The organism is Protofrankia sp. Cas8, assembly GCF_963555845.1.
GTDB lineage: Bacteria > Actinomycetota > Actinomycetes > Frankiales > Frankiaceae > Protofrankia.
The window spans coordinates 11,964-31,191 of sequence record NZ_CAUVXI010000045.1; the positions used below are offsets into that span (position 1 = coordinate 11,964).

27 protein-coding genes and 2 pseudogenes are annotated in these 19,228 nt (G+C 65.9%); 13 read left to right on the top strand and 16 right to left on the bottom strand.

Features of this window, described 5'->3' with window-relative positions; translation table 11 throughout:
• Positions 1-345 precede the first annotated feature (345 nt).
• The 3 genes from U9977_RS09420 to U9977_RS09430 all read left to right on the top strand — a co-directional run bounded on the left by U9977_RS09420 (position 346) and on the right by U9977_RS09430 (position 1,975).
• Positions 346-747 (top strand): hypothetical protein, encoded by a 402-nt coding sequence (locus tag U9977_RS09420; RefSeq protein WP_322748822.1) that lies wholly within the window; start codon positions 346-348, stop codon positions 745-747.
• Positions 748-1,301: 554 nt separating this feature from the next.
• Complete coding sequence (locus U9977_RS09425) at positions 1,302-1,559, top strand: type II toxin-antitoxin system prevent-host-death family antitoxin (RefSeq protein ID WP_322748823.1); 258 nt, start codon at positions 1,302-1,304, stop codon at positions 1,557-1,559.
• Positions 1,559-1,975: a type II toxin-antitoxin system VapC family toxin gene (locus U9977_RS09430; RefSeq protein ID WP_322748824.1), complete on the top strand. Its 417-nt coding sequence runs from the start codon at positions 1,559-1,561 to the stop codon at positions 1,973-1,975. Before U9977_RS09425 ends, U9977_RS09430 begins: the two co-directional genes overlap by 1 nt.
• On the opposite strand, the gene U9977_RS09435 is transcribed toward U9977_RS09430, so the two are convergent.
• On the bottom strand, positions 1,955-2,197 hold the full coding sequence (locus U9977_RS09435) for a hypothetical protein (protein WP_322748825.1): 243 nt from the start codon (positions 2,195-2,197) through the stop codon (positions 1,955-1,957). The genes U9977_RS09430 and U9977_RS09435 overlap by 21 nt on opposite strands.
• Positions 2,198-2,214: 17 nt before the next feature.
• Between U9977_RS09435 and U9977_RS09440 the strand changes: the two genes are divergently transcribed.
• Both U9977_RS09440 and U9977_RS09445 read left to right on the top strand, forming a co-directional pair.
• On the top strand, positions 2,215-2,505 hold the full coding sequence (locus U9977_RS09440; protein ID WP_322748826.1) for a hypothetical protein: 291 nt from the start codon (positions 2,215-2,217) through the stop codon (positions 2,503-2,505).
• Between the two features lie 32 nt (positions 2,506-2,537).
• A complete protein-coding gene (locus U9977_RS09445) occupies positions 2,538-3,341 on the top strand; it encodes a helix-turn-helix domain-containing protein (protein WP_322748827.1) in 804 nt (267 codons plus the stop codon).
• 12 nt (positions 3,342-3,353) lie between these two features.
• On the opposite strand, the gene U9977_RS09450 is transcribed toward U9977_RS09445, so the two are convergent.
• From U9977_RS09450 to U9977_RS09465, 4 genes and pseudogenes are all read right to left on the bottom strand, one after another.
• Complete coding sequence (locus tag U9977_RS09450; RefSeq protein WP_322748828.1) at positions 3,354-3,584, bottom strand: hypothetical protein; 231 nt, start codon at positions 3,582-3,584, stop codon at positions 3,354-3,356.
• Between the two features lie 39 nt (positions 3,585-3,623).
• On the bottom strand, positions 3,624-4,160 hold the full coding sequence (locus U9977_RS09455; protein ID WP_322748829.1) for a cupin domain-containing protein: 537 nt from the start codon (positions 4,158-4,160) through the stop codon (positions 3,624-3,626).
• Between the two features lie 12 nt (positions 4,161-4,172).
• Positions 4,173-4,340 (bottom strand): hypothetical protein, encoded by a 168-nt coding sequence (locus U9977_RS09460; RefSeq protein ID WP_322748830.1) that lies wholly within the window; start codon positions 4,338-4,340, stop codon positions 4,173-4,175.
• Positions 4,341-4,585: 245 nt separating this feature from the next.
• A pseudogene (locus U9977_RS09465) lies at positions 4,586-4,831 on the bottom strand (DJ-1/PfpI family protein); the annotation flags it as partial.
• A gap of 54 nt (positions 4,832-4,885) precedes the next feature.
• Here U9977_RS09465 and U9977_RS09470 point away from each other — a divergent pair.
• The 4 genes from U9977_RS09470 to U9977_RS09485 are packed head-to-tail and all read left to right on the top strand — an operon-like array spanning position 4,886 to position 6,583.
• Entirely contained in the window at positions 4,886-5,209 is a 324-nt protein-coding gene (locus U9977_RS09470; protein ID WP_322748832.1) for a PadR family transcriptional regulator, read from the top strand.
• The gene (locus tag U9977_RS09475; RefSeq protein WP_322748833.1) at positions 5,206-5,565 is read left to right on the top strand and encodes a hypothetical protein; all 360 of its coding nucleotides are present in this window, start codon (positions 5,206-5,208) and stop codon (positions 5,563-5,565) included. Before U9977_RS09470 ends, U9977_RS09475 begins: the two co-directional genes overlap by 4 nt.
• The gene (locus U9977_RS09480) at positions 5,562-5,966 is read left to right on the top strand and encodes a hypothetical protein (RefSeq protein WP_322748834.1); all 405 of its coding nucleotides are present in this window, start codon (positions 5,562-5,564) and stop codon (positions 5,964-5,966) included. The genes U9977_RS09475 and U9977_RS09480 overlap by 4 nt, the downstream gene beginning before the upstream one ends.
• A gap of 50 nt (positions 5,967-6,016) precedes the next feature.
• Positions 6,017-6,583 (top strand): Uma2 family endonuclease, encoded by a 567-nt coding sequence (locus U9977_RS09485; RefSeq protein WP_416210536.1) that lies wholly within the window; start codon positions 6,017-6,019, stop codon positions 6,581-6,583.
• Between the two features lie 743 nt (positions 6,584-7,326).
• On the opposite strand, the gene U9977_RS09490 is transcribed toward U9977_RS09485, so the two are convergent.
• The 8 genes from U9977_RS09490 to U9977_RS09525 form a co-directional block, all read right to left on the bottom strand.
• Complete coding sequence (locus tag U9977_RS09490) at positions 7,327-7,962, bottom strand: NYN domain-containing protein (protein ID WP_322748835.1); 636 nt, start codon at positions 7,960-7,962, stop codon at positions 7,327-7,329.
• Positions 7,963-8,141: 179 nt separating this feature from the next.
• Positions 8,142-8,561 (bottom strand): type II toxin-antitoxin system VapC family toxin, encoded by a 420-nt coding sequence (locus U9977_RS09495; protein ID WP_322748836.1) that lies wholly within the window; start codon positions 8,559-8,561, stop codon positions 8,142-8,144.
• Positions 8,558-8,809 carry a type II toxin-antitoxin system VapB family antitoxin gene (locus U9977_RS09500; RefSeq protein ID WP_322748837.1) on the bottom strand — a complete coding sequence of 84 codons (252 nt, stop codon included), beginning with the start codon at positions 8,807-8,809 and terminating at the stop codon, positions 8,558-8,560. Before U9977_RS09500 ends, U9977_RS09495 begins: the two co-directional genes overlap by 4 nt.
• Positions 8,810-9,237: 428 nt before the next feature.
• Entirely contained in the window at positions 9,238-9,954 is a 717-nt protein-coding gene (locus U9977_RS09505) for a helix-turn-helix transcriptional regulator (RefSeq protein WP_322748838.1), read from the bottom strand.
• 15 nt (positions 9,955-9,969) lie between these two features.
• Entirely contained in the window at positions 9,970-10,959 is a 990-nt protein-coding gene (locus U9977_RS09510) for an alpha/beta hydrolase (RefSeq protein WP_322748839.1), read from the bottom strand.
• Positions 10,960-11,515: 556 nt separating this feature from the next.
• Positions 11,516-11,815, bottom strand: a complete 300-nt coding sequence (locus U9977_RS09515; protein WP_322748840.1) for a type II toxin-antitoxin system VapC family toxin — start codon at positions 11,813-11,815, stop codon at positions 11,516-11,518.
• Entirely contained in the window at positions 11,812-12,063 is a 252-nt protein-coding gene (locus tag U9977_RS09520) for a type II toxin-antitoxin system VapB family antitoxin (RefSeq protein ID WP_322748841.1), read from the bottom strand. The genes U9977_RS09515 and U9977_RS09520 overlap by 4 nt, the downstream gene beginning before the upstream one ends.
• Positions 12,064-12,315: 252 nt before the next feature.
• Positions 12,316-12,609 carry a hypothetical protein gene (locus U9977_RS09525; RefSeq protein ID WP_322748842.1) on the bottom strand — a complete coding sequence of 98 codons (294 nt, stop codon included), beginning with the start codon at positions 12,607-12,609 and terminating at the stop codon, positions 12,316-12,318.
• A 373-nt stretch (positions 12,610-12,982) separates the two neighbouring features.
• On the opposite strand from U9977_RS09525, the gene U9977_RS09530 reads away from it, so the two are divergent.
• From U9977_RS09530 to U9977_RS09540, 3 genes are all read left to right on the top strand, one after another.
• On the top strand, positions 12,983-13,843 hold the full coding sequence (locus U9977_RS09530; protein WP_322748843.1) for a helix-turn-helix transcriptional regulator: 861 nt from the start codon (positions 12,983-12,985) through the stop codon (positions 13,841-13,843).
• Positions 13,840-14,073 (top strand): DUF397 domain-containing protein, encoded by a 234-nt coding sequence (locus U9977_RS09535; protein WP_322748844.1) that lies wholly within the window; start codon positions 13,840-13,842, stop codon positions 14,071-14,073. The genes U9977_RS09530 and U9977_RS09535 overlap by 4 nt, the downstream gene beginning before the upstream one ends.
• Before the next feature lie 791 nt (positions 14,074-14,864).
• Positions 14,865-15,023 carry a hypothetical protein gene (locus U9977_RS09540; RefSeq protein ID WP_322748845.1) on the top strand — a complete coding sequence of 53 codons (159 nt, stop codon included), beginning with the start codon at positions 14,865-14,867 and terminating at the stop codon, positions 15,021-15,023.
• Between the two features lie 60 nt (positions 15,024-15,083).
• On the opposite strand, the gene U9977_RS09545 is transcribed toward U9977_RS09540, so the two are convergent.
• Together U9977_RS09545 and U9977_RS09550 are read right to left on the bottom strand one after the other, a co-directional pair.
• On the bottom strand, positions 15,084-16,025 hold the full coding sequence (locus U9977_RS09545) for a hypothetical protein (protein ID WP_322748846.1): 942 nt from the start codon (positions 16,023-16,025) through the stop codon (positions 15,084-15,086).
• Positions 16,022-17,110, bottom strand: coding sequence for an SPFH domain-containing protein (locus tag U9977_RS09550; RefSeq protein WP_322748847.1), 1,089 nt, complete (start codon positions 17,108-17,110; stop codon positions 16,022-16,024). The genes U9977_RS09545 and U9977_RS09550 overlap by 4 nt, the downstream gene beginning before the upstream one ends.
• A gap of 89 nt (positions 17,111-17,199) precedes the next feature.
• Between U9977_RS09550 and U9977_RS09555 the strand changes: the two genes are divergently transcribed.
• Positions 17,200-17,931 carry an NUDIX hydrolase gene (locus U9977_RS09555; RefSeq protein WP_322748848.1) on the top strand — a complete coding sequence of 244 codons (732 nt, stop codon included), beginning with the start codon at positions 17,200-17,202 and terminating at the stop codon, positions 17,929-17,931.
• Between the two features lie 865 nt (positions 17,932-18,796).
• On the opposite strand, the pseudogene U9977_RS09560 reads toward U9977_RS09555, so the two are convergent.
• Positions 18,797-19,228, bottom strand: a pseudogene (locus U9977_RS09560) (hypothetical protein); the annotation flags it as partial.

Genomic DNA, 19,228 nt, shown 5'->3' on the forward strand with positions numbered 1-19,228 from the left:
CTCGGGCGATGGGTCTGTGCCCGCCACCCAACGCAGGCCGCCGCCGAACTCGCCCGCCCACCGAAGTAACTTGACGTGCTCGCCAAACTACTTTCAGCTTCCCGATAGCAGTCCTTCGGCGGTCCGGGGTCTCCTGCGGTTTGCCGTGGTCTCCCGTTTCCCCGGTCCCGCAACGATCCTGCCTTCAACGGTAGGCGATTTTTCTTAGCGCAGCTTGTCGCAAGCTTGCCAGCCCCATGCGTCGGCGCGGGAAATATTGACAGTATGTCCGCTCACAATCCGCCCGGGAGCGGAGACAAGGCTAGTGGACCTGTCGGGTGTGGCTGCCTTGCACTAACGATCTTGGTGTACATCTTGTTCGCCATCTTGAATAAGAGCGCACCCGATGATCCTTACTATAGCGCCACCTCCTGCAAGAACGGGACCAAACCTAAGCAGGTGGAGATCATCGCGATTGGATTCGACCCCACCTGCGTGGTCACCACCCGCGGGGAATACCGATTCGTCAACCGGCTGATTGATAGCCCCGTGACGATCTGCATGGGTCACGGTGGCCGTTGTGAGACCGGCCACGGCGCTCCGCAGGAGCTCCAAGACGGTGTCACCATCCAGCCGGGCGAGGCGCGCACTCTCCCGTTCCCGGGAGCGCGCGAGCGGAATTACCCCATCACCGTGCGGTCGGAGTGGGTCACCTTCGTGCGCCCCGACCTCGTCATACGTATTGAGTCGTCCAACAGCGGAAAGTAAAGCCGCCGAGCTGGCAGCGGACCGATCGAGGCGCGCCGCCCGCAAGCTGTTGGACCGTCTGCCGGCCGGGTCTGGATACGACGCGATGCTGTCCTACATCGCCACCGTCGCCGTTCGCGTCGCCGGGTTGCCCGTCGAGCTACGGGTGACGGGGAACCGATCTCGCTTCCCGACGCGCGCACGGGATCCACGTGTCCATGCCGGCCAGGTGTGCCGGAAGGCAGAAACCTGCTACGCGCCGAGAGGTGGACGTTCTGGTAGTCGAGGAAGACAGCGACTCGCGGGGTCACGACGTAGCGATCTAGAAAAAAGCCCCGCCAGTCCCGGAGGACGGTAGGGAAAAAGTAGGCGCTACGCGGTCAGACGGATGCAAACCAGCCCGTCCCGCTCCCTCTTTCCGAAACCCGCCGGTCGAGCACCATGCCTACAAGGAGCGCGAGCGGCTCTCGAGTAAGCAGCTCGTCGGCTCCCGGCACCGTCGAAGTGAACGCTGTACATGTAGTAACGTAGAGCGTATGACAGCGGCTCCGGATGACGGACACCTCCGAGTGGGGATGAGAGAGCTCTCCCAACGGACAGCTCGTGTCCTAGCGCTGGTCCGCGCGGGCGAGACGGTCGAGGTGACCGACCGTGGCAGGACCGTGGCGAGGATCGTTCCCGCCGAAGACGACCGCTACGAGCAGCTTGTCGCGGCTGGGCTGATACGCCAGGCGGCCGGCCCGTTCAGCCTTTCCCATCTTCCGGAGCCCGCACCCAATCCGACCGGCCGCTCCTCCGATGAATGGCTCGCCGAACTGCGCAACGAAGACTGATGACGACTCTGATCTACCTCGACACATCAGCCGTGGCCAAGATTTTTATCGCGGAGAAAGAGTCGAGCGACCTTCGCCAGTGGCTTTCCGAGCAACAGGAGCCGCTGCGGCTTATATCGTCAGCCCTGCTCGCCGTCGAACTGACCCGGCTGCTCGGACTTGTCAGCCCGGCCATGCTCTCATCGGCTGAAGCCTTTCTCGCGACCGATGTAGACCTCGTCCAGATCACGCCGCCCCTGCTCGCCGATGCGGCCCGCGTACCGCCGCCGCGACTGCGCACCCTCGACGCGATCCATCTGGCGACCGCACTCGACCTCAAGGACTCGCTGGACGTCGTACTGAGCTACGACAAACTCCTCGTCGATGCCGTCGGCGCATCCGGATTGACGGCCGCATCACCCGGAGCGCAGCGCTAGACCCGATGTAGATCTGCTCCTTGTTTCCGGCATCCGCTGCTCCAGCACCATCCCGATCAGCAGCGCCAGCGGGTCGTTGGTCAGCCGCTCGTCCGCCTCGTCGATCTGGCTCAGATGCAGTTGCACATCGACACCGTAGCCGTCACGCCGCCGCCCTCGTGACCGAGACGGGCGCCAATCGCCGTAAGGCGCCTTCGCCGTGATCAGCAGCCGCTTCGACATCACGTAGTGTATCCGATATGTCCGGCAGGGGTAACACGGCGAACCAACGGATCTGGGTCGCTGTGCTGCGGGTCAGCCCGGCCGTTCGGGCAAAGCTCAGCAGCAAGCACGGCCTTGACGCGGAGGAGGTGGCCGCGGCGCTCGTCGGCGTGGACAAGCTTGTCGCGGCCTGGGACGACGATCCCGAGCGAGGGCGCAGGGCCATGGTCGAAGCCTGGCTGGGGGCACGACGCGTCTTGGTGGTCCTGTACCCGACCAGAGAGGACGGCGAATGGAATCTTGGCAGCGCCTACCCGATCGGCCAGTAGAACAGCCGCGCCGCATGGTGCACGATACGGTCATGACCACTGTGGAGGGAGACTTTTACGAGGACGACGAGCCGCTCGCGAAGATCCTCGCGATCTGGGAACGCACCCCGAAGACGCTGACGGTCTCGTCGCCATCGAGTCAGGAGCCATCAAGCCTCGTTGTACTCGAGCGTGAGGTCTACACGATGAGCCAAGCCGCACGTCTGCTGGGCGTCAAGCCAGCGACGCTGAGGCGCTGGATCGACGGCTACACCCGAGCCGGCGCCAGCTACGAACCTGTAATCAGGCCACGTCGCACCGGAAGCGAAACGGTCACCTGGGGTGAGTTCGTCGAGGCTGGCTACCTCCGCGAGTACCGCGTCAGGCACAGGGTGAGCCTGCAACAGCTTCGGCCGGTCGTGCAGATGCTCCGCGACCGCCTTGGGGTGCCGTACCCCCTCGCTCACGCCAGGCCATACGTCGCGAACAGAGACTTGGTCCTCGATGTGCAGCAGCAGACAGGCATCACGGGCGAGCTTGCCATGGTGGTTCTTCGCAACGGACAACTCATTCTCGCGCCTGGAGCCGAAGCGTTCGTCCAGAAGATTGACTTCGAGCCAGGAGGAGTAGCGGTCCGGCTCTATCCGGACAACAAATCGAGCCCCGTCGTATTCGATCCGCTGCACGACCTGGGGGAGCCAACCGTTTTGGGTATTCGGACGGCCAGCCTCTACCGCCGATTCGTCGCGGGAGAGTCCATCGCGGCTATCGCCGGACTTCACAAGATCCCCAAGGTGGACGTGGAGGCAGCCATTCGCTACGAGAGCCGTGTGCGCGGCTACGGGCCTGCCGCATAAACTCGCCCGATCTCAATCGCGCCAGCCCTTCCAACCGGCCGAGCTACCGGGTAAGCCGTGTGCTCCTTCCAGCATCGTCAGCCCGACCGCCGCACAACTTAGATTCCAGCGGCGACAAATCGCGTGGAGGCCGACACCTTCGAGGATGTCGTCGACCCCGGCGACCAAGAGCGCGGCTTCCGTCTCGTCCTTGGTCCGCTTGTCCGGCAGCCAGCCGTAGGCGCGGTTCCCGCCAGCGGGCACGCCGGATGGTGCGATCCGGGGATGGGACGCCGTCCGTTCCTATCGTGGCAGTACCGCGTCTGGGTCTGGCAGGGACGGCGAGAGGACCGTCCGGTAGGGCGCCATCAGCTCCTGCGTCAGCGCCCTGCCGGGCAGGGCACCAGTCCTGGCGACGTGCTCCGCGACGACGGCGAAATAGTTCTCATAACCACTGGGCGTGAGGATGGCCACGTAACACGCCGGCTCGTCGAAGGGATTCCCGAAGCCGTGCGCCAGCCGCCGGCTGGCGAACACCGTCTCGCCCGCGACAGCGGTATGAAACCCGTCCCCGACCCGGAACCGCAGCCGGCCCTCGACGAGCACGAACGTCTCGTCATGGCCCTCGTGAACATGAGGAAGCGGCCCGGGCTGCCGCGGGCCCATCCGCCCCTCCAGCACGGTGAGCCGGCCGAGCGTATCACCATCCGTGACCTTGACGAGCATCGACCAGTTCGGCAGATCGATCCGACGGCCTTCGCCACGGCCTCGGACGAAACCCCGAACAGGTTGCTGCCCGGCTGGAAACCGTCCGTCTGGAACATCGGCGTCGAATGTCACGGCGCTTTCACCTCAAGAGAAGGCCGGCGAGCCATGGCCGTCATAGTCAGCACTGGTTGTCGGCGCCACGTTCGTTCTTTCCGAACCTCGCTGGTCCAGAACCATGCCTATAAGTAGCGCCAACGGGTCGCTGGTCAGCAGCTCATCGGCCTCGGCGATCTGGCTCAGGTGCAGTCCCACGACATCACCGTAGCCGACCGTTCGGCGGGGGCTGCCACACCACCCGTCCGAGGGCTGTGTAGTCGGCCGTCCCCGAAACGTTGCGAAGTCGGCTGCCCGCCGGAAGGACGGGGCCACGCAACGGTCACGTTCGCACCTGCCGGGTTGGCGCTCACCAGCCCTCGCGGCCTCCCCCCGGCACCGGTGAGCAGGGCACGGAGATACGCCCCGCTCGTCCCGGGCCAGCTCGGCCCGTCCGACGCGGATCAGACTGGCGGCTGCGGGTCGTACTGGATGCCGCGCCGAACCTGTCGTGCACGTTCGACGTCCAGAAGACGCGCCACGAGGTGCAGGGCCATGTCGATGCCGGCGCTGACACCTGCCGAGGTGACTATGTCGCCGTCGTCGACGAAACGGTCGTCGGGGCGGATGACGACCGTCGGATCGAGTTCGCGCAACAGACCGAGCGATCCCCAGTGCGTCGTCGCCGGTCGCCCTGCCAGCAGGCAGGCCCGCGTACAGCGGTGTCTTGCCGCCCCCGACTATTACGCCATACGATGCATCGCATGGCGAGATTCGGACGGGACGAGGGCTTGGCCCGCTTCGGCGAGCCGGGAGTTCTGGTCCTGCTGTCACTGAGCGACGGCGCCAAGCACGGTTACGCGATCACCGCGGATGTGTTGGAACAGACCGGGGTCCGGCTCGGCCCTGGCACCCTGTACGGCTCACTGACCAAGCTAGTGGAACGCGGCCTGATCACCCCGCTACCCAGCGACGATCGCCGCCGCCCCTATGAGATCACGACGGCGGGAAGAGTGGCACTGACCGCGCAGTTGGCGACCTGGTCTCGGGTCGTCCAGACCGGGCAGTCACGGCTGGCCCAGGCATGAGGCGTTTTCTTCTCGCCATGTATCCCAGGCAGTGGCGGGCACGCTACGGCGACGAGTTCGCCGCGCTCCTCCAGGACACTCCACTGACCTTGGCCACCGTCATCGACGTCCTGCGCCACGCCGTCGAGCTCCGTCTTCAGTCCAGGACGTGGCTCGCCCAGATCACCAAATCGGTACTCGCCACGGCCGCCCTGGAGGTCGCCGCCGTACGGGCAGGGCTGACCGACAACATCCTCTGGGCTCCGACCACCTCGCTTCGGGCGTTGGCGCTGGTGGCGGTCCTGACACCAACGGCGCTGGTGGCCGGCTCCGCAATCGTGCGCCGCACCCGGCACCGCGCAGACGAGCCGGCGTGAGGAGACTGGCCGTAGCCGCTGTGGTCGCTGCGGGGCTGATCACGGTGGGCCTGATCACGGCACGCCGACCAGCGTCACCGCCAGCCGCTGGCTGGGGCGCCCGGCTACGACGCGCGGCGGTCCGCCTTCTCCTCCTGGCGGCCAGCGCCTTCCTTGTCGCACGGGCCGGATACATCCTCGCCACCGAACGCCCCAGCCAGCCGGAGACCTACCGACACGCCTGGGGCGGCCCTCACTACATCGGGTTCATCGCCGTGCACGTCGGCCCCGCCATCCTCGTCCTGTTCCTGACCGGCCTGACGCTGTACCGCAGGTTGAGGGGACGTCGACGAGCATCCACACGCGCTCCCGGTCATCGAACAGTGCAGGCAGACACGACCAGCGCGCTACGCTTGCCGTGAGGCATCAGGTCTGCCACCGATCCAGGGCCGCCAATTCAGGGAGGTGCGCCGTGACCGCGGAGATGGTCGCTCCCGCCTGGATGCACCAGCAGATCACAGCGGAGCTGTACAACTCGCTGTCCGAAGAACAGTGCAAGGACATCGAGATCGTGGACGGGATGGTCGTCATGGTCCCCAGCGCCTCCCTGCCGCATAACCGGCTGGCGAGGAAAGTCGCCAATGCCATGGAGCTGGCCGGGGCCCCGGGGTGGTTCGCCGATCTTGACTTCGATGTCCGGCTCCACGATGTGCCGCTGACGGTCCGGCGGCCTGACATCGTCGTATACCGGGCAGGCGCGGTCGGTGTCACCCCGATGCGCCCGGAAAACATCCTCCTCGTCGGCGAAGTGGTCTCACCGGGTTCTGAAACCACGGACCGTGTTTTCAAGCCGGAGCAGTACGCCCGGGCCGGCATCCAGTTCTACTGGCGGATCGAGCACTCCGCCGCCGGTGTCCCTCTCGTCTATACCTATGTGCTCGACCCGGCCGCGGGAACCTACCGAGTCGGTGATGTCCACACGGGTGTCGTCGAAGCTGCGGCTCCGTTCGCCGTGAAGATTGACCTCACCCAGCCATAGTGCAAGCGCATCGTCTACCAGCCCAGATGCGCATCGAGCCGCTGCCACTTCTGTTAGCCGGGTCGTTCAGGAGGGCATCAGCATCCCTCGGGTCCAACTGTCAAGCCGCGATCTTCACGCCAAAGATCACGCCGCGTTACGAAGAACCACGCCGGCGCCAGGATCTGGGTCGGCGACCAGATGGTGAAGGTGGGCGGTCAACAGTCCGCCGCCAGACGCGCCCAGTCCGGATCATCGGCCGGACCGCTGGCTTCCAGCAGCCGTTCCCGTATGCTCACGCCGGCCTGACCCCACAGGTCGCCCAGATCGACGAGCCGACCGCGCACACTCGCGCTGTCGACGGGGAAGAACGGGGATGCGCCAGCAGCGCGGAAGGCGACCCAGACGATCCCCCGCTGCTCAGCCGGGTCAATCAGGCGCGGCTGGTCAGTCGGTCCCTGAAGCGCCGCCCCACCGGTACGGTGGGAAGAGCAACCGCCACCGGCGCCGTAGGCGTGCAGCGAGTCGGCGGCCAGATTGATCAGCAGTTGGACACCGCCGGTCGGTAGCGCCAGCTCACGCCGGTGCTCGAAGCATCCGCGGGAGTAACCGAGGTGGGAGACCAGCGGGGCGAATCAGATGGTTCACCGAGATGAAGGCGTCCGCCGCGACATGACCTCCATCTGTTGTGATCTTAACATTCTCACTCCATGGTTGCGGCATGTGCTGCTCCAGGACAATCCGACGATCGGACGCCGTGTGCGCTACCGACCTGAAGCCTGGGCGGCTTCGGGGACGTCTGCCGCTGACGCGGTGTAGTCCATACCATCCCGGCATGACTCGTAGGCGTCGGCGTTCAGGTAGTGGCACCACGGAAGCTGGGAATCGTGAAAACGCAGCCGGCTGGTTCCAACCCAGGTCGCGACCTCGACGTGCGCTCGAGCCGAACCAAGGTCACGAACTGCCTCCAGCGCGGGTACCAGGTCCGTGTCTCGGCTGAACAGGATGCCGACGTCATAGGCGCCCTCACAGGCGAGGCGAACGAAGTCGACCGCCAAAGCAACGTCGATGCCCTTTTCCTGGGCAGCGCCCACCGGCCAGTCCCTCGGGTACCGAAGCTGTCGCCGGATCACCGACACGAGCGGATGCCGCGCCCAGGCGCTGGCCTGCCGGTCATTGGCGCGAGCGGCCTCCGGCTGGCGGTCCGGGCCTGGTCGACCGCGGTAGACACGGATATCCGTCAGCGCGCCGCCAAGACGACGCCCGGCGCAGATCCGCTCCGAAAGCCGTACCGGATCGACGTGCCCGCGTGACCGGGAGGTCTCCAGCGGTTGAAAAACCTTGAGCGCGGAAAGGTAGACATTCTGGTAGTCGATAAAGATCGCAACACGTGGGGTCATGACGTAACCGATCTAAAAAAGCCCCGCCAGTCCCGTAGGACGGCGGGGAGTAGATGCTCGTATCGTATGGCGCGGTCTTCCGGCAGTCAAGATCGGCACCCGCTCCCGCCCGGTCCGGCGATCTGGCTCAGGTGCAGGCCCATCCGGTCACGGCAGTCGCGTTGGTTCGTTGCGGTGGGCTACTGGCCGGGGATGTCCTGGTCGGGGATGTCCGCAGCGACCAGATCGGTGTGAGTGAAGTCCGCGCCCTTGAACAGCAGCGGTTCCCGCCGTTGCGCCGCGAGCGCGTAGGCGAAACAGTCACCGAAGTTCAGCCGGGCAGGGCTACCACTACCCCGGCCGAAGTCCCGGTACGCTTGCCTGGCAAGGACCGCATGCTCCCCGGTGACCCCTACAACATCTATGCCGGCTACTCTGACGAGCTCGTCGAACCGGTGGCTCGCGACTGGATCTCGAGCTGAGTCGACCACCACGGCGGCCTCCACATAGTTCACGGCTGACATCGCGGGCCGGGCCGCAGACACCAATGCCGCGGCGTAGCGAGGCGCGTCGGGCTCCGCTCGGACGATCGCGACGAGCGCCGAGGAGTCGACGATCACGTCGGCAGCCCGTGATCGTCATAAAGATCTTCGATGCTCATGCCGGACGAGGAAACCGCGGCGGCTATCTGGCGACCGAGAGCCACGATGCGCGCGGCTCTCTGCTCGCCCGCCTCGCGGTCGGCACGCATCCGGTCAAGACGTTCACGGATGGCCATGGTCACGGCCGTCGTGATGCTCTCCCCTGTCAGGTCCGCGAGTTCACGGCTGAGCCGCTGCGTTTCGTCGTTCTTGATGTTCAGCGCCATCGAATCTTCTTCCACCATGGAAGCCCTGACTTCCACCATGAAACTCGCAGAACGCGGATGTCGACACCAAAGCGATCGCACCTGCTACTGCGCGACCTCCATCAGCGGCGCCCGACCCTTGACGGATGCCGAAGCGACAGACTGACCCGGCGACCCATGATGACCGCGCCGGTTCGCAGTGCGACGTCACTATGACGCTATTTCGACTCTAGAATTCGGAGACGACAGCCCTCGGCGTAAGGCCGCGAGGGATTGAGTGACCGGCGGTGACGCCCCCTACGCCCCCGCACATCTGGACATCTGGACATCGAGGTCATCTCGGCGCTCCGCGGCCTTGCCCGACGTACGAGCCGGCTGGCCGGGCACGCCCCCCTGCGGGTCGTAGAGCCGACGACCCTCGCCAGGCCATCATTCCAGAGCCGCCGCCATCAAGCATGTGTGGTGAGGGAGTCCAGCACGGGCGGGGTGGCAGCGCCCGCGGCGGCCGATCCGAGCATGTCGGCCAGGACACGCCGGGGCGCCGGGCGGCCGGTCGGGGCGGCCGCCTGGATCCGGTCGAGCCGGAACCCGCGTGAGGCGCGCCGTACGCGGCACCACGCCAGGAGGTACCACCGGCCCTGGGCGGTAAGCAGGCCGATCGGTTCCACTTCGCGCTCGGAAGCCTGCTCGTTCGCATCCAGATAGCTCAACCACAGCACCTCGCGTTCGGTAACGGCCCGCTCGACCGCGGTGCGCACCGTCGGGTCAATACGGGAGGGCATGGCGACTATCTGGGCAGCAAGGTCATGCGCCGCGATCGAGACCTGACCCGACAGCGATGCGGCTATCTTCCGCATCGCGCCGCGGGCGCCATCGGAGAACGGTGCCGAGCTTTCCGCTGCGGCCAGCGCCGCGGCCACCGCGAGGGCCTCACGAGAAGTGAAATTGATGGGCGGCAAAGTCATCGCCGAGTCGATATACCAGCCGCCGCCGCGCCCGCTCGCGCTGTAGATGGGTACTCCGGTCTCCGTCATTGCCTTCAGATCGCGTTGGACGGTGCGTTCGCTGACCTCCAGCCGCCGCGCGAGCGTCGACACCGTCAGAGGGCGCGGTGCTGCTGCACGCAACTCCTCCACCAGCGCATAGAGACGATCGGTCCGTGTCACGTCAAAAAAGCTACCTCACACCTGCGACAGGAACTCGGCCTGTCTGCGCAGCTCCTGTTCGGTAACGGTGAGCGGGAAAAGGGTGAACCCGTGCATCGCCCCGGCCACGACCTCCAATTCGACGGGAATGCCGGCGGCCCGCCAACGCGCGGCCAGGAACAACGAGTCGTCCAGCAACGGGTCCGCCGTCCCGACGACGATCCGCGCCGCCGGCATTCCCGACAGGTCGGCGTACAGTGGCGACAGCTCCGGGTCGCGCCGCTGTTCGGGTGACCAGTCGGGGAGGAACGCCTCGTAGGCCGTCCGAAGCGAGTCGGTGTTGGTCAGTAGCGGGCGCGCTCCGAACAGCCGCTGGCTCGGCGTCATCGACAGATCGAAGGGGCCGAATGTCAGGTGGACCGCTCGGAACGCATTCGTGATCGCGTGCCGGTCCCGAAGCCGTAGCAGGCTGGTCAGCGACAGATGGGCGCCGGCGGACTCGCCGCCGATCAACAGCCGGTCGGTGCCGAACTCCGCCGCGGCGTTGCGCACCAACCAGAGCGCGGCCCGCTCGCAGTCATCCGGCGCCGCCGGATACGGGTGCTCGGGCGCGAGGCGGTAGTCGACGCTGAGCACGGCGAGCCGCGCGGTACGGGCGAGGTCCCACAACCGCTCGTCCTGCCCATCGGCGGAGCCGAACATCCAGCCGCCGCCATGCATATGCAGGTATACGCCCTCGACCACTCTCGGGACCAAGACCCGCAGCTTCACACGTGCCCCGTCGACCTCAATATCCCGGTCGTGCGCCTCAGCCAGACGCACCGGCGGCGTGTCGCCGCCCAGTCGATTGCGCCGCAGAGCCGCCAGCATCACGGCATCCGGTCGCCTCGCCCGGTCAGGACGGGACTTCGCCTTGGCCTCGAATGCGGCGTTGAACGCTGCGGTTTCGGCGAGGCAGTCAAGCCCGGTCGTGGCGACGTCATCGGGACGAGGGCCGGCGGGACGCGCGGTAGCGATGTGTGTCATGCCTCGATCGTGGTCGAGGACGGCGACAATGTACTGTCACCTTTGGAAGGTGATCTGCGCCACTCATCCGCCGGCAACTGTCTTCGTACCGGACCACGGCGGCACACCGCGTCAGCGCGCCAGCCCACTCCATCCTTGCGGCATCGGCTGGTCCAGAACCATCCCGATCAGCAGGGCGAGCGGATCGTTGGTCAACAGCTCAGCCGCCTCGGCGAGCTGATTCAGGCGCAGACTCGCCCTCGTACCGTGGCCCGCGTTGGTGGACGGTTGCACTCCGCATCTACGGAGTCATGGCCATCCACGTCGGCCCGGCAGTCCTGGTCCTGTGCCTGACCGCCCTACGGCTACATCGCCGACGAAACACGCACCAGCACACCGCACACCGCACACCGCACACCGCAACGCGATCACGACACGTGGGCGTAATTGGGTACGGCAGCCGTTGCGTCCTCACGCCACTGCGGCGAGATCGGCCTAGTTCATCCTTACGGCACCCGCAATCCGGCTCAGGCGCAGGCTCATCCTGTCACGTTAGCCGTTGGTTCGTTGCGGTGGACTACTGGTCGGGGATGTCCGCAGCGACCAGATCGGTGTGAGTGAAGTCCGCGCCCTTGAACAACAACGGCTCCCGCCGTTGCGCCGCTAACGCGTACGCGAAGCAGTCTCCGACATTCAACCGGGCGGGGCTACCACTGCCCCGCCCGAAGTCGCGGTAGGCCTGCCGAGCAATAGTGGCCTGCGCTGCGGTGACGGCCGACATCGCCGGCCGGTTCGCCGCGACGAGTGCAGCAGCATAACGAGCCGCGTCAGGTTCGGCCCGGACGACGGCGACAAGCGCAGAGAAGTCGACGATCACGCCGGCAACCCACGTTCGTCATAAAGATCATCAATGCTCAGGCCGGACGCGGACACAGCGGCAGCAATCTGACGGCCGATGGCCACAATGCGGGCGGCTCGTTGCTCAGCGCCCTCACGATCGGCACGCATCCGGTCGAGGCGCTCACGAACAGCAACAGTCACAGCGGTGGTGATGCTCTCTCCGGTCAACTCGGCGAGCTCGCGACTGAGTCGTTGCGTTTCGTCGTTTTTGATGTTCAGCGCCATCGAACCTCCTTCCACCATGGAAGCTCAGAGCTCCACCATGGTACCCGGATCTCGGGACGTGCCATGGCGCATCCCGTCCGGCGGCGGGCTCACCACGGACGATGCGATCACCGCCGTCCGCGCGGTCCGCGACGCGCCATCGAATTGATTATTCGGACATACCCTGAAAAGCTGCCATTCAGCACACGGTTGGCCCACGACGGCAGCCGCTCAACGAGAATCGAAGGCCCTGCCGCCGCCCATGCCGGCCGGTCAGGACGCCCAGGCGTGCTCCCGCCTGCCGATCGCCACCGCGGCGTCCGGTGCGCAGGAGCGATATTCGACATCGCAACGCCATACCGTCATCCGGCAGCGTCCCGCCTCGATGGTCCACGTCCGGCGGTCACATCTGTCCTCGACCTGGACCGGCTGTGGCGTGCGCGGTTCCATGGCCCGCAGGTGTGCCCATGCGTGGGCTGAGCCCCACTCGGGGAAGGTGGCGACGAGCTCGCCGTCTCCGTCAAAGACCAGAAACCTGCGCCTGATCATCGTTTCACCTGTGTCCACCTGATCTCCCCCCATCGCACCCATATCAACAACTCACCCTTCGAAGTAGAGAACAAACTTAAAGTGATCCCGAAGACAGCATGGACCGGACCGACGACCCCCCGCAACAGCCGTTGTGACCGTGTCACCACAGAACGCTCAACCCCACCCGATGAGAGTGATGGGATGGTGGCATTATGTAGCAATAGACCATGCTAAGTGGTCGGCGCTGGACGTTGCTCGGGGGATGTCGGATGCCAGGTGGATGCGTCGCGAGGCGGAGGAGGCCCAGGTAGCGGTGTTCTACCTGGGCTGACGACAACGACGCGAGGCGCCGCCTGGGGCTGGCAGACCCTGGAGACGAACGTCCGGGGCCGATCACCAAGGAGGACCAATGGGTACCAACAGTGGTCCGACTGTCCGGCGACGGCGACTCGGCGCCGAACTCCGCCGACTCCGCGAGAGGGCCGGCGTGTCAGTCGAGCAGGCGTGCGAACTCCTCCGTTGCTCTATTTCGAAGATCAGCAGAATGGAGAACGGTCGCGTACCCGTCCGGACGCGCGACGTCCACGATCTCCTGCAGCTCTACGGCGTAACGGACGACGCTCAGCGCGAGGCGTTCCTCGCCCTTGCCCGCGAGTCCCGTAAACGTGGCTGGTGGCATACCTACCACGACGTGGTTCCGCCCTGGTTCGAGATCTACATCGGACTCGAAGGGGACGCCTCCTCGATAAGCGTGTATGAGGCGCAGCTCGTCCATGGCCTGCTGCAGACGGCCGAGTACGCCCGGCACGTCATCCGCGCCGACAACCCGGAGATCGCCGAGGAGGATGTGGAACGCCGGGTCGCGCTCCGGCTCGACCGGCAGAATCGCCTCACACACGAGAGCCCACCTCGGCTGTGGGTCGTCCTCGACGAGGCGGTGTTGCACCGCCCGGTTGGCGGCACGGCCGTGATGCACGTCCAACTCGAACATCTCATCAAGCGAGCGGAACTGCCCAATATCACCATTCAGGTCGTACCCTTCGCCGCGGGTGCCCACGCGGGAATGGGCAGTACATTCGCGATCCTCGGCTTTCCGGACCCGACAGACCACGACGTGGTCTATATCGAGGAGGCGACCGGGAGCCTCTATCTTGAACGAGCGGCGGAAATTCGGCACTACCGGCTGAAGACCGACTACCTGTTGGCCGCCGCGCTCCGCCCCGACCAGTCCCTCGAGATGATAGCCAGAGTGACGGAGGAAATGAAATGACTGAAAACACCAGGTTGGCCAGCCCCACGATCGATGCCGAGACCGCCGATTGGCGCAAGAGCAGTTACAGCAATGGTGCCGGCGGTATGTGTGTAGAGGTTGCGGTGGCTGACGAGGGCGTCTTCGTCCGCGATTCGAAGAACCCGTCCGGGCCGATTCTGGCCTTCACCGGCGGCGAGTGGGAGGCCTTCCTCGCGGGCGCCAGGGACGGCGAGTTCGACCGGGCCTGACCGACCGGGATGTTTGATCACAACGACGTTTGATCACCGCAACGTTACCGATCACAGCTGCGCCGCACGCCGTCATACTCTCTGAAGGTCTGAGAGTACCACGCTGGTTACCGAGTCACGATGAGTGCCGGTCACTATAGGTGACGGTCGGGGTCGGACGGGCACCTACCGTCCGACCCCGACCGTCGCAGCAGCACCGTCGCACAGCAGCACCGGCTCGCAACCACCGTGCCACGCGACATGACCGACGCGGCCACTGCGCGAGCACGTACGACGACACCGCGAAAAAGCCCTTGCGATCGGGCCGACGACAGCGCACTCTGTAGAAGTCAGGTCGGGTCACAGTTCTTTCCCTGTTCCCTTCCTGGTCAACATTGTCTTCCTGGTCAACATTGTCCTCTTGGTCAACATTGTCCTCCTGGTCAACATCGTCTTCCTGATCAAAGTTGCCTTCTTGATCAATATTGACCTCGTGGTCAATGTTGGGTGAAGATTTCGATCATCTTGTCGGGTACTGGTGCCCGCCGTCGCCGTAGGGAGCGAAGCCGCTATGTACGCCATCGCCTGGGCAGAGGCCCGAAGGTCGGGGCGTGCCGGGCTCCCCCTGCATCCGAGCCTCAGATCCAGCCGGGCCCGTCGATCGCGCGCCGGCGGAACATAGGCGATCGATCGCTTCGCGGGCAGGGATTACCAACCCCACCGACCCGGGAGCCCCCTGATCCATCTCACGCCTGACGCACGCCAGGCTGGCTTTTCGTCGTCCTGTTTCCGCACAACGGGAGGTGATCAGCGTGGCCACAGCCACGACCAACCTGCTCAACACCCCGCTTGAGGACCCGCGCGCCGAGCGGGTGCGCCGCAACTCTCTCGCGGCGTACGTCGACGGAAAGATCAGTTTTGCCCAGGCGAACTCCCGGGTCCGCAAGGCGATGGAACGGTTCGGGCCATGACCGCCCGCCAACCTGGCCCAGGATGCCCTCCGGTGGCCCGCAACCCTTCAACTGCGAGGCTCAGACCAGGTGTAGGTACCGCTCGCTGATACCGACGGATATGCGCTGACCCCAGGCCAGCGTCAACGTGTCCGTCTCGATGCCGTCGCCGAAGACGACCATCCGCTCGGACTCGGCCAGGAGCTCAAGCCGTGCTGAACCGTTGATCATCCCTTCGGTACGGCTCGTGCCGGTAGCGGGTGACGGCCACGCCTCCCGGACAAACCACACCAACACCCGTGCCTCCGGGTTCGGCAGACCGATGCCACTGGCGCGTTCCTGCCACACCGATCGGCACCAGCCGGTGGAACCGGTCCCGGTCCCGACGAGCAGACCCGACGATGCCTGTCGCTCGGTGCTCTGACCGTCAGGGCCGGGAGCCCGCAGCACATAGCGCGCAGTCTGGTGCCCGCTGTCCCCGACGTAGAGCTCGTTGAGGGCCACCAGTCGCTGACCGTCGTCGAGCACAGCTTCCGCCATGGTCAACCGCATGATCACGTCATCTGCGGCGGTGCCGTCGCGGCCTCGGCGCGCCGCACCGGAGCTGTCCGCCTCGATCTGGCGCAGCAGCCCGCCGATGTCCCGCGGCCGGTGTCGGACCAGGACGCCGGGGTTACGACCCGGTTCAGGGTTGACGCCCACCACCGGCTGGGTCTCGACGTATTTCGCCACGTTGGCGACCAGGCCATCCTGGCCGACGCAGACGATGATGTCGTCCGCGGCAAACATGAATCGGTCGAGGTCGCGACGTTCGACCTCCCCCCGCCGCCAGTCCGGCGGGATGGCTGCCGCGACCGCCCGACGGGCATCCCGATGGGCCGCGTGGCGTGCCTCGACCTCGACCAGGTCGCGGTCCCTGTTGGCAAGGAAGAACGCGGCCTGGCCCCGGGTGCCGTGGCGGTCGAGCAGTTCGGCGTATTCGGTACGGCGGTAGACGACCACCACCCGGGGCGCGAGGGTCATCGCCAGTTCCCATCGTCCACCGACGCCGGTGCCGCCGGTGCCGCCGGCCCGCCTGAGCCAGCCGGGAGCGGTTGTGCGACAACTGGCACGGCCGATCCGGCGAGTCTGGCGACGAGGGCGGTGAGCAGGTCCGGAGTTATCGTCAACGTGTTTATGCCGGGCAGGTTCCCCGCGAGGTCCCGAACGGCCAGGGCAATCACAGCCGACCGGTCGAGGTCCCGCAGAGCGGCGACGCGCGCGGTGTCCGCCTCACCCTGGGCCGCGCCGACCAACCGGGTGGCATCGGCCGTGGCAGCCGCGCTGACCCGGGTCCGCTCGGCCTCGCTATCAGCGGCAATGCGTTCCGCCGCTGCTTTCTGGGTGACCCGCAGGTTGTCGTTGGCACCCCGCTGGGTGATGAGCTGCTCCTCTCGACGGGCCAGCTCGATCTTGTTCTGCATCTCGTTCTCGGCAATCCGGCGTTCCTGCTCGACAGCTACCACTCGACGGCCGTAGGTCGCACGATCAGCATCGGTCTGGACCTGTTCTCGGGTGGGCGTCCGCAACGCCTTCTCCATGTCCGCCTCCGGTCGTACGGCAACGACTCGGACGCCCACGACCGCGATTCCGGTTTCGGTGAGTCTCGGATCGCCGACGAGACCGTCGAGAATGCGCGCTCGCACGGCCGGGACCCCGCTGACCAGCGCATCCGTCATGACCGTACGAGCGAGCAGCTCGAAGGCGTGTTGCTGGGCGGTCTCGGTGATCAGGCCAGCGAGCTGCTCGAGCGGAGCGGCTCGCCAGGTGCCGGATTCAGGATCGATTCCGAAGTCCAGACGGCTCGCCGCGACGGCCGGGTCGGCGATCCGGAAGGTCACCGTCGCCTGCACCGCGATGTCCTGGAAGTCACGGGTGGGCGCGTGGAACAGCAGCGGTAACTCCCGGTCGTCCAGCGGGATCTCGCTGATCACGGCCGTCCGCGGGCGGTACCAGAAAGTCTGGCCGATCCCCTCGTGGACTACCCGTCCGCGGCGCAGGTACTGGATGTGCGCGGTAGGTGTGCCACGCAGGTGACGGAGAAACAGCACCTTCGATATGTCAGCCACCGTCGCGCCTCCTCGCTTGCTTGTTATCGTCTGTTCGACGATAACTGGTTGGGCGAGTTTTCGTCAACCTGACGAGATAGGCTGAATGAGTGGCTACTGAAAGTACCCAGGACTACTACTCCCTGTTTGCGGTGACGGTCGACCTGAGCATCTTGACGGTCCGCCAGGACGTGCTGTGCGCGCTCGTGGTGGAGCGTGGCATCGAGCCCTACCGCGGACAGTGGGCGCTACCCGGAGGCTTCGTTCGTCCCGATGAGGATCTGGCGGTCGCCGCCCGCCGGGAGCTCAACGAGGAAACCGGTCTTGCGAACCTACCCGGGCACCTTGAGCAGCTGGCCACCTACGGTGCACCTGGCCGTGACCCGCGGACACGCGTGATCACTGTTGCCTATCTCGCCATGGCCCCCGACCTGCCGGTGCCGGTGGCGGGAACAGACGCGACGGCTTCCCGGTGGGCACCAGTGGACGAACTGCTCGCCAGCGACGACTCACTCGCCTTCGACCACGGGCGCATCCTGGCTGACGGGGTGGAGCGGGCCCGCGCAAAGATCGAATATACGCCGCTGGCAACGGCGTTCTGCCCGCCCGAATTCACCGTGGCGGATCTTCGCCAGATCTACGAAACGGTATGGGGCGTCCGGCTCGACCCACGCAATTTCCACCGCAAGGTAACAGGCACCCCGGGCTTCCTGCTCCCGACAGGACGGACGACCAGGCGCGACAGCGGCCGACCGGCCGAGCTCTTCCGGTGTGGCCCGGCTGGCGTTCTGCACCCAGCCATGCTCCGCCCGACACCGGGTTCAACCCGAAACGACAATTAAGAGCGCCCGGCAATAGGGACGCGGCGGCGCGGGGCCGGGCGCTCTAAAGGCGGGCTAGCTAGGGTGGCCGGCAGCCCGGGTGATCGGGGGGGTGAACCCGAACAGCCGGCCACCTCCCACTCTGCGGTCTGGGCAGTGAAAACACGGAACGGAATCGCCGCGGACCGGCCGGTGGTGTGACCGCGGTGACGAACTCGCCCGTCCGGCACCCATCGACCCGGGCTGGGCTGGTACGTCACCGCTCGACGCCGGACCCTGGCGGGAACAACGGCTACCGGACGGACTCACGGCCGTACAGGGCTGGCCGCGACGATTCCATGGCTTCCGGTAGAAGCCCGAGCGCGACGGCTGTCATGTGATGGAAATCGATTAGCGACGCCATCGGCTCCTGCCGCATCAGGGCCTGCGTAATATAGGCTGAGAGCCCCTGGACTCCAACACGGCTCACCAGATGCTCCACCAGATCAACGGGAAGCGTCACCGGCACTACCTGGTAGGGGCCACCCACTCCGTCCGAATACACGTTGTGCCACCCCCGCATGTCGCTTGCGGCCGTTGCCTCACGTCTCAGCGCCTCACGTCTCAGCGCCTGACTACGGTCCATCCCAATTACAGATGGTTACCAAAACATACCCACGAGAACAACCATACTCGGATAATCCGTACATACAATAGTCGACGACAACAGATTTTCCCCCTGGTCGGGCAACTAACGTGCCACGCCAGCAAATATCGACAATAAAAACACAACGGCACCCACCGGTGTGATGTCGCCCAGCTGTATCGCCCCCAACTGTGTCGTCGAGTTGTGTCGCCCAGCTGGGTCGTATACCGGTCTGCCAGCCAATCAGCCCAGGTCGGGTTCTCAGACCGTCGCCGACTCCCGCGCGACGCTCGCGGCCCGGTCTCGTCCAAGACCGAAGATCCCGATCGCGACCAGCCCCAACGAGACGACAAACGCCACCATCTGCGGCCCCTGCGGCGCCGACTCGTCGAAGAGGGTCAGGCCGATCATCACCGGCAGAAAGGCCGAGACCCCGCTGGTCACCGGAAACGCGATCACAGCGGCCCGACCCTGCAGGCCCCGCTGTTCCAGGCCCAGGGCAAGGACGGAAAAGGCGATCAGTACATAGGGGGTCGGCGTCCACAGCAGCCCGGTCAACTCATGGTCGTCCAGGTACAGACCGACCTGACGGGTCGCCAGCGTTGCGATCGCATAGCAGACCCCGGCCGATAATCCGAACAGCAACGCCGCCTGCGCGATCCGCCCCGCGTGCCCCGCCCGGTTGGCCAGCCA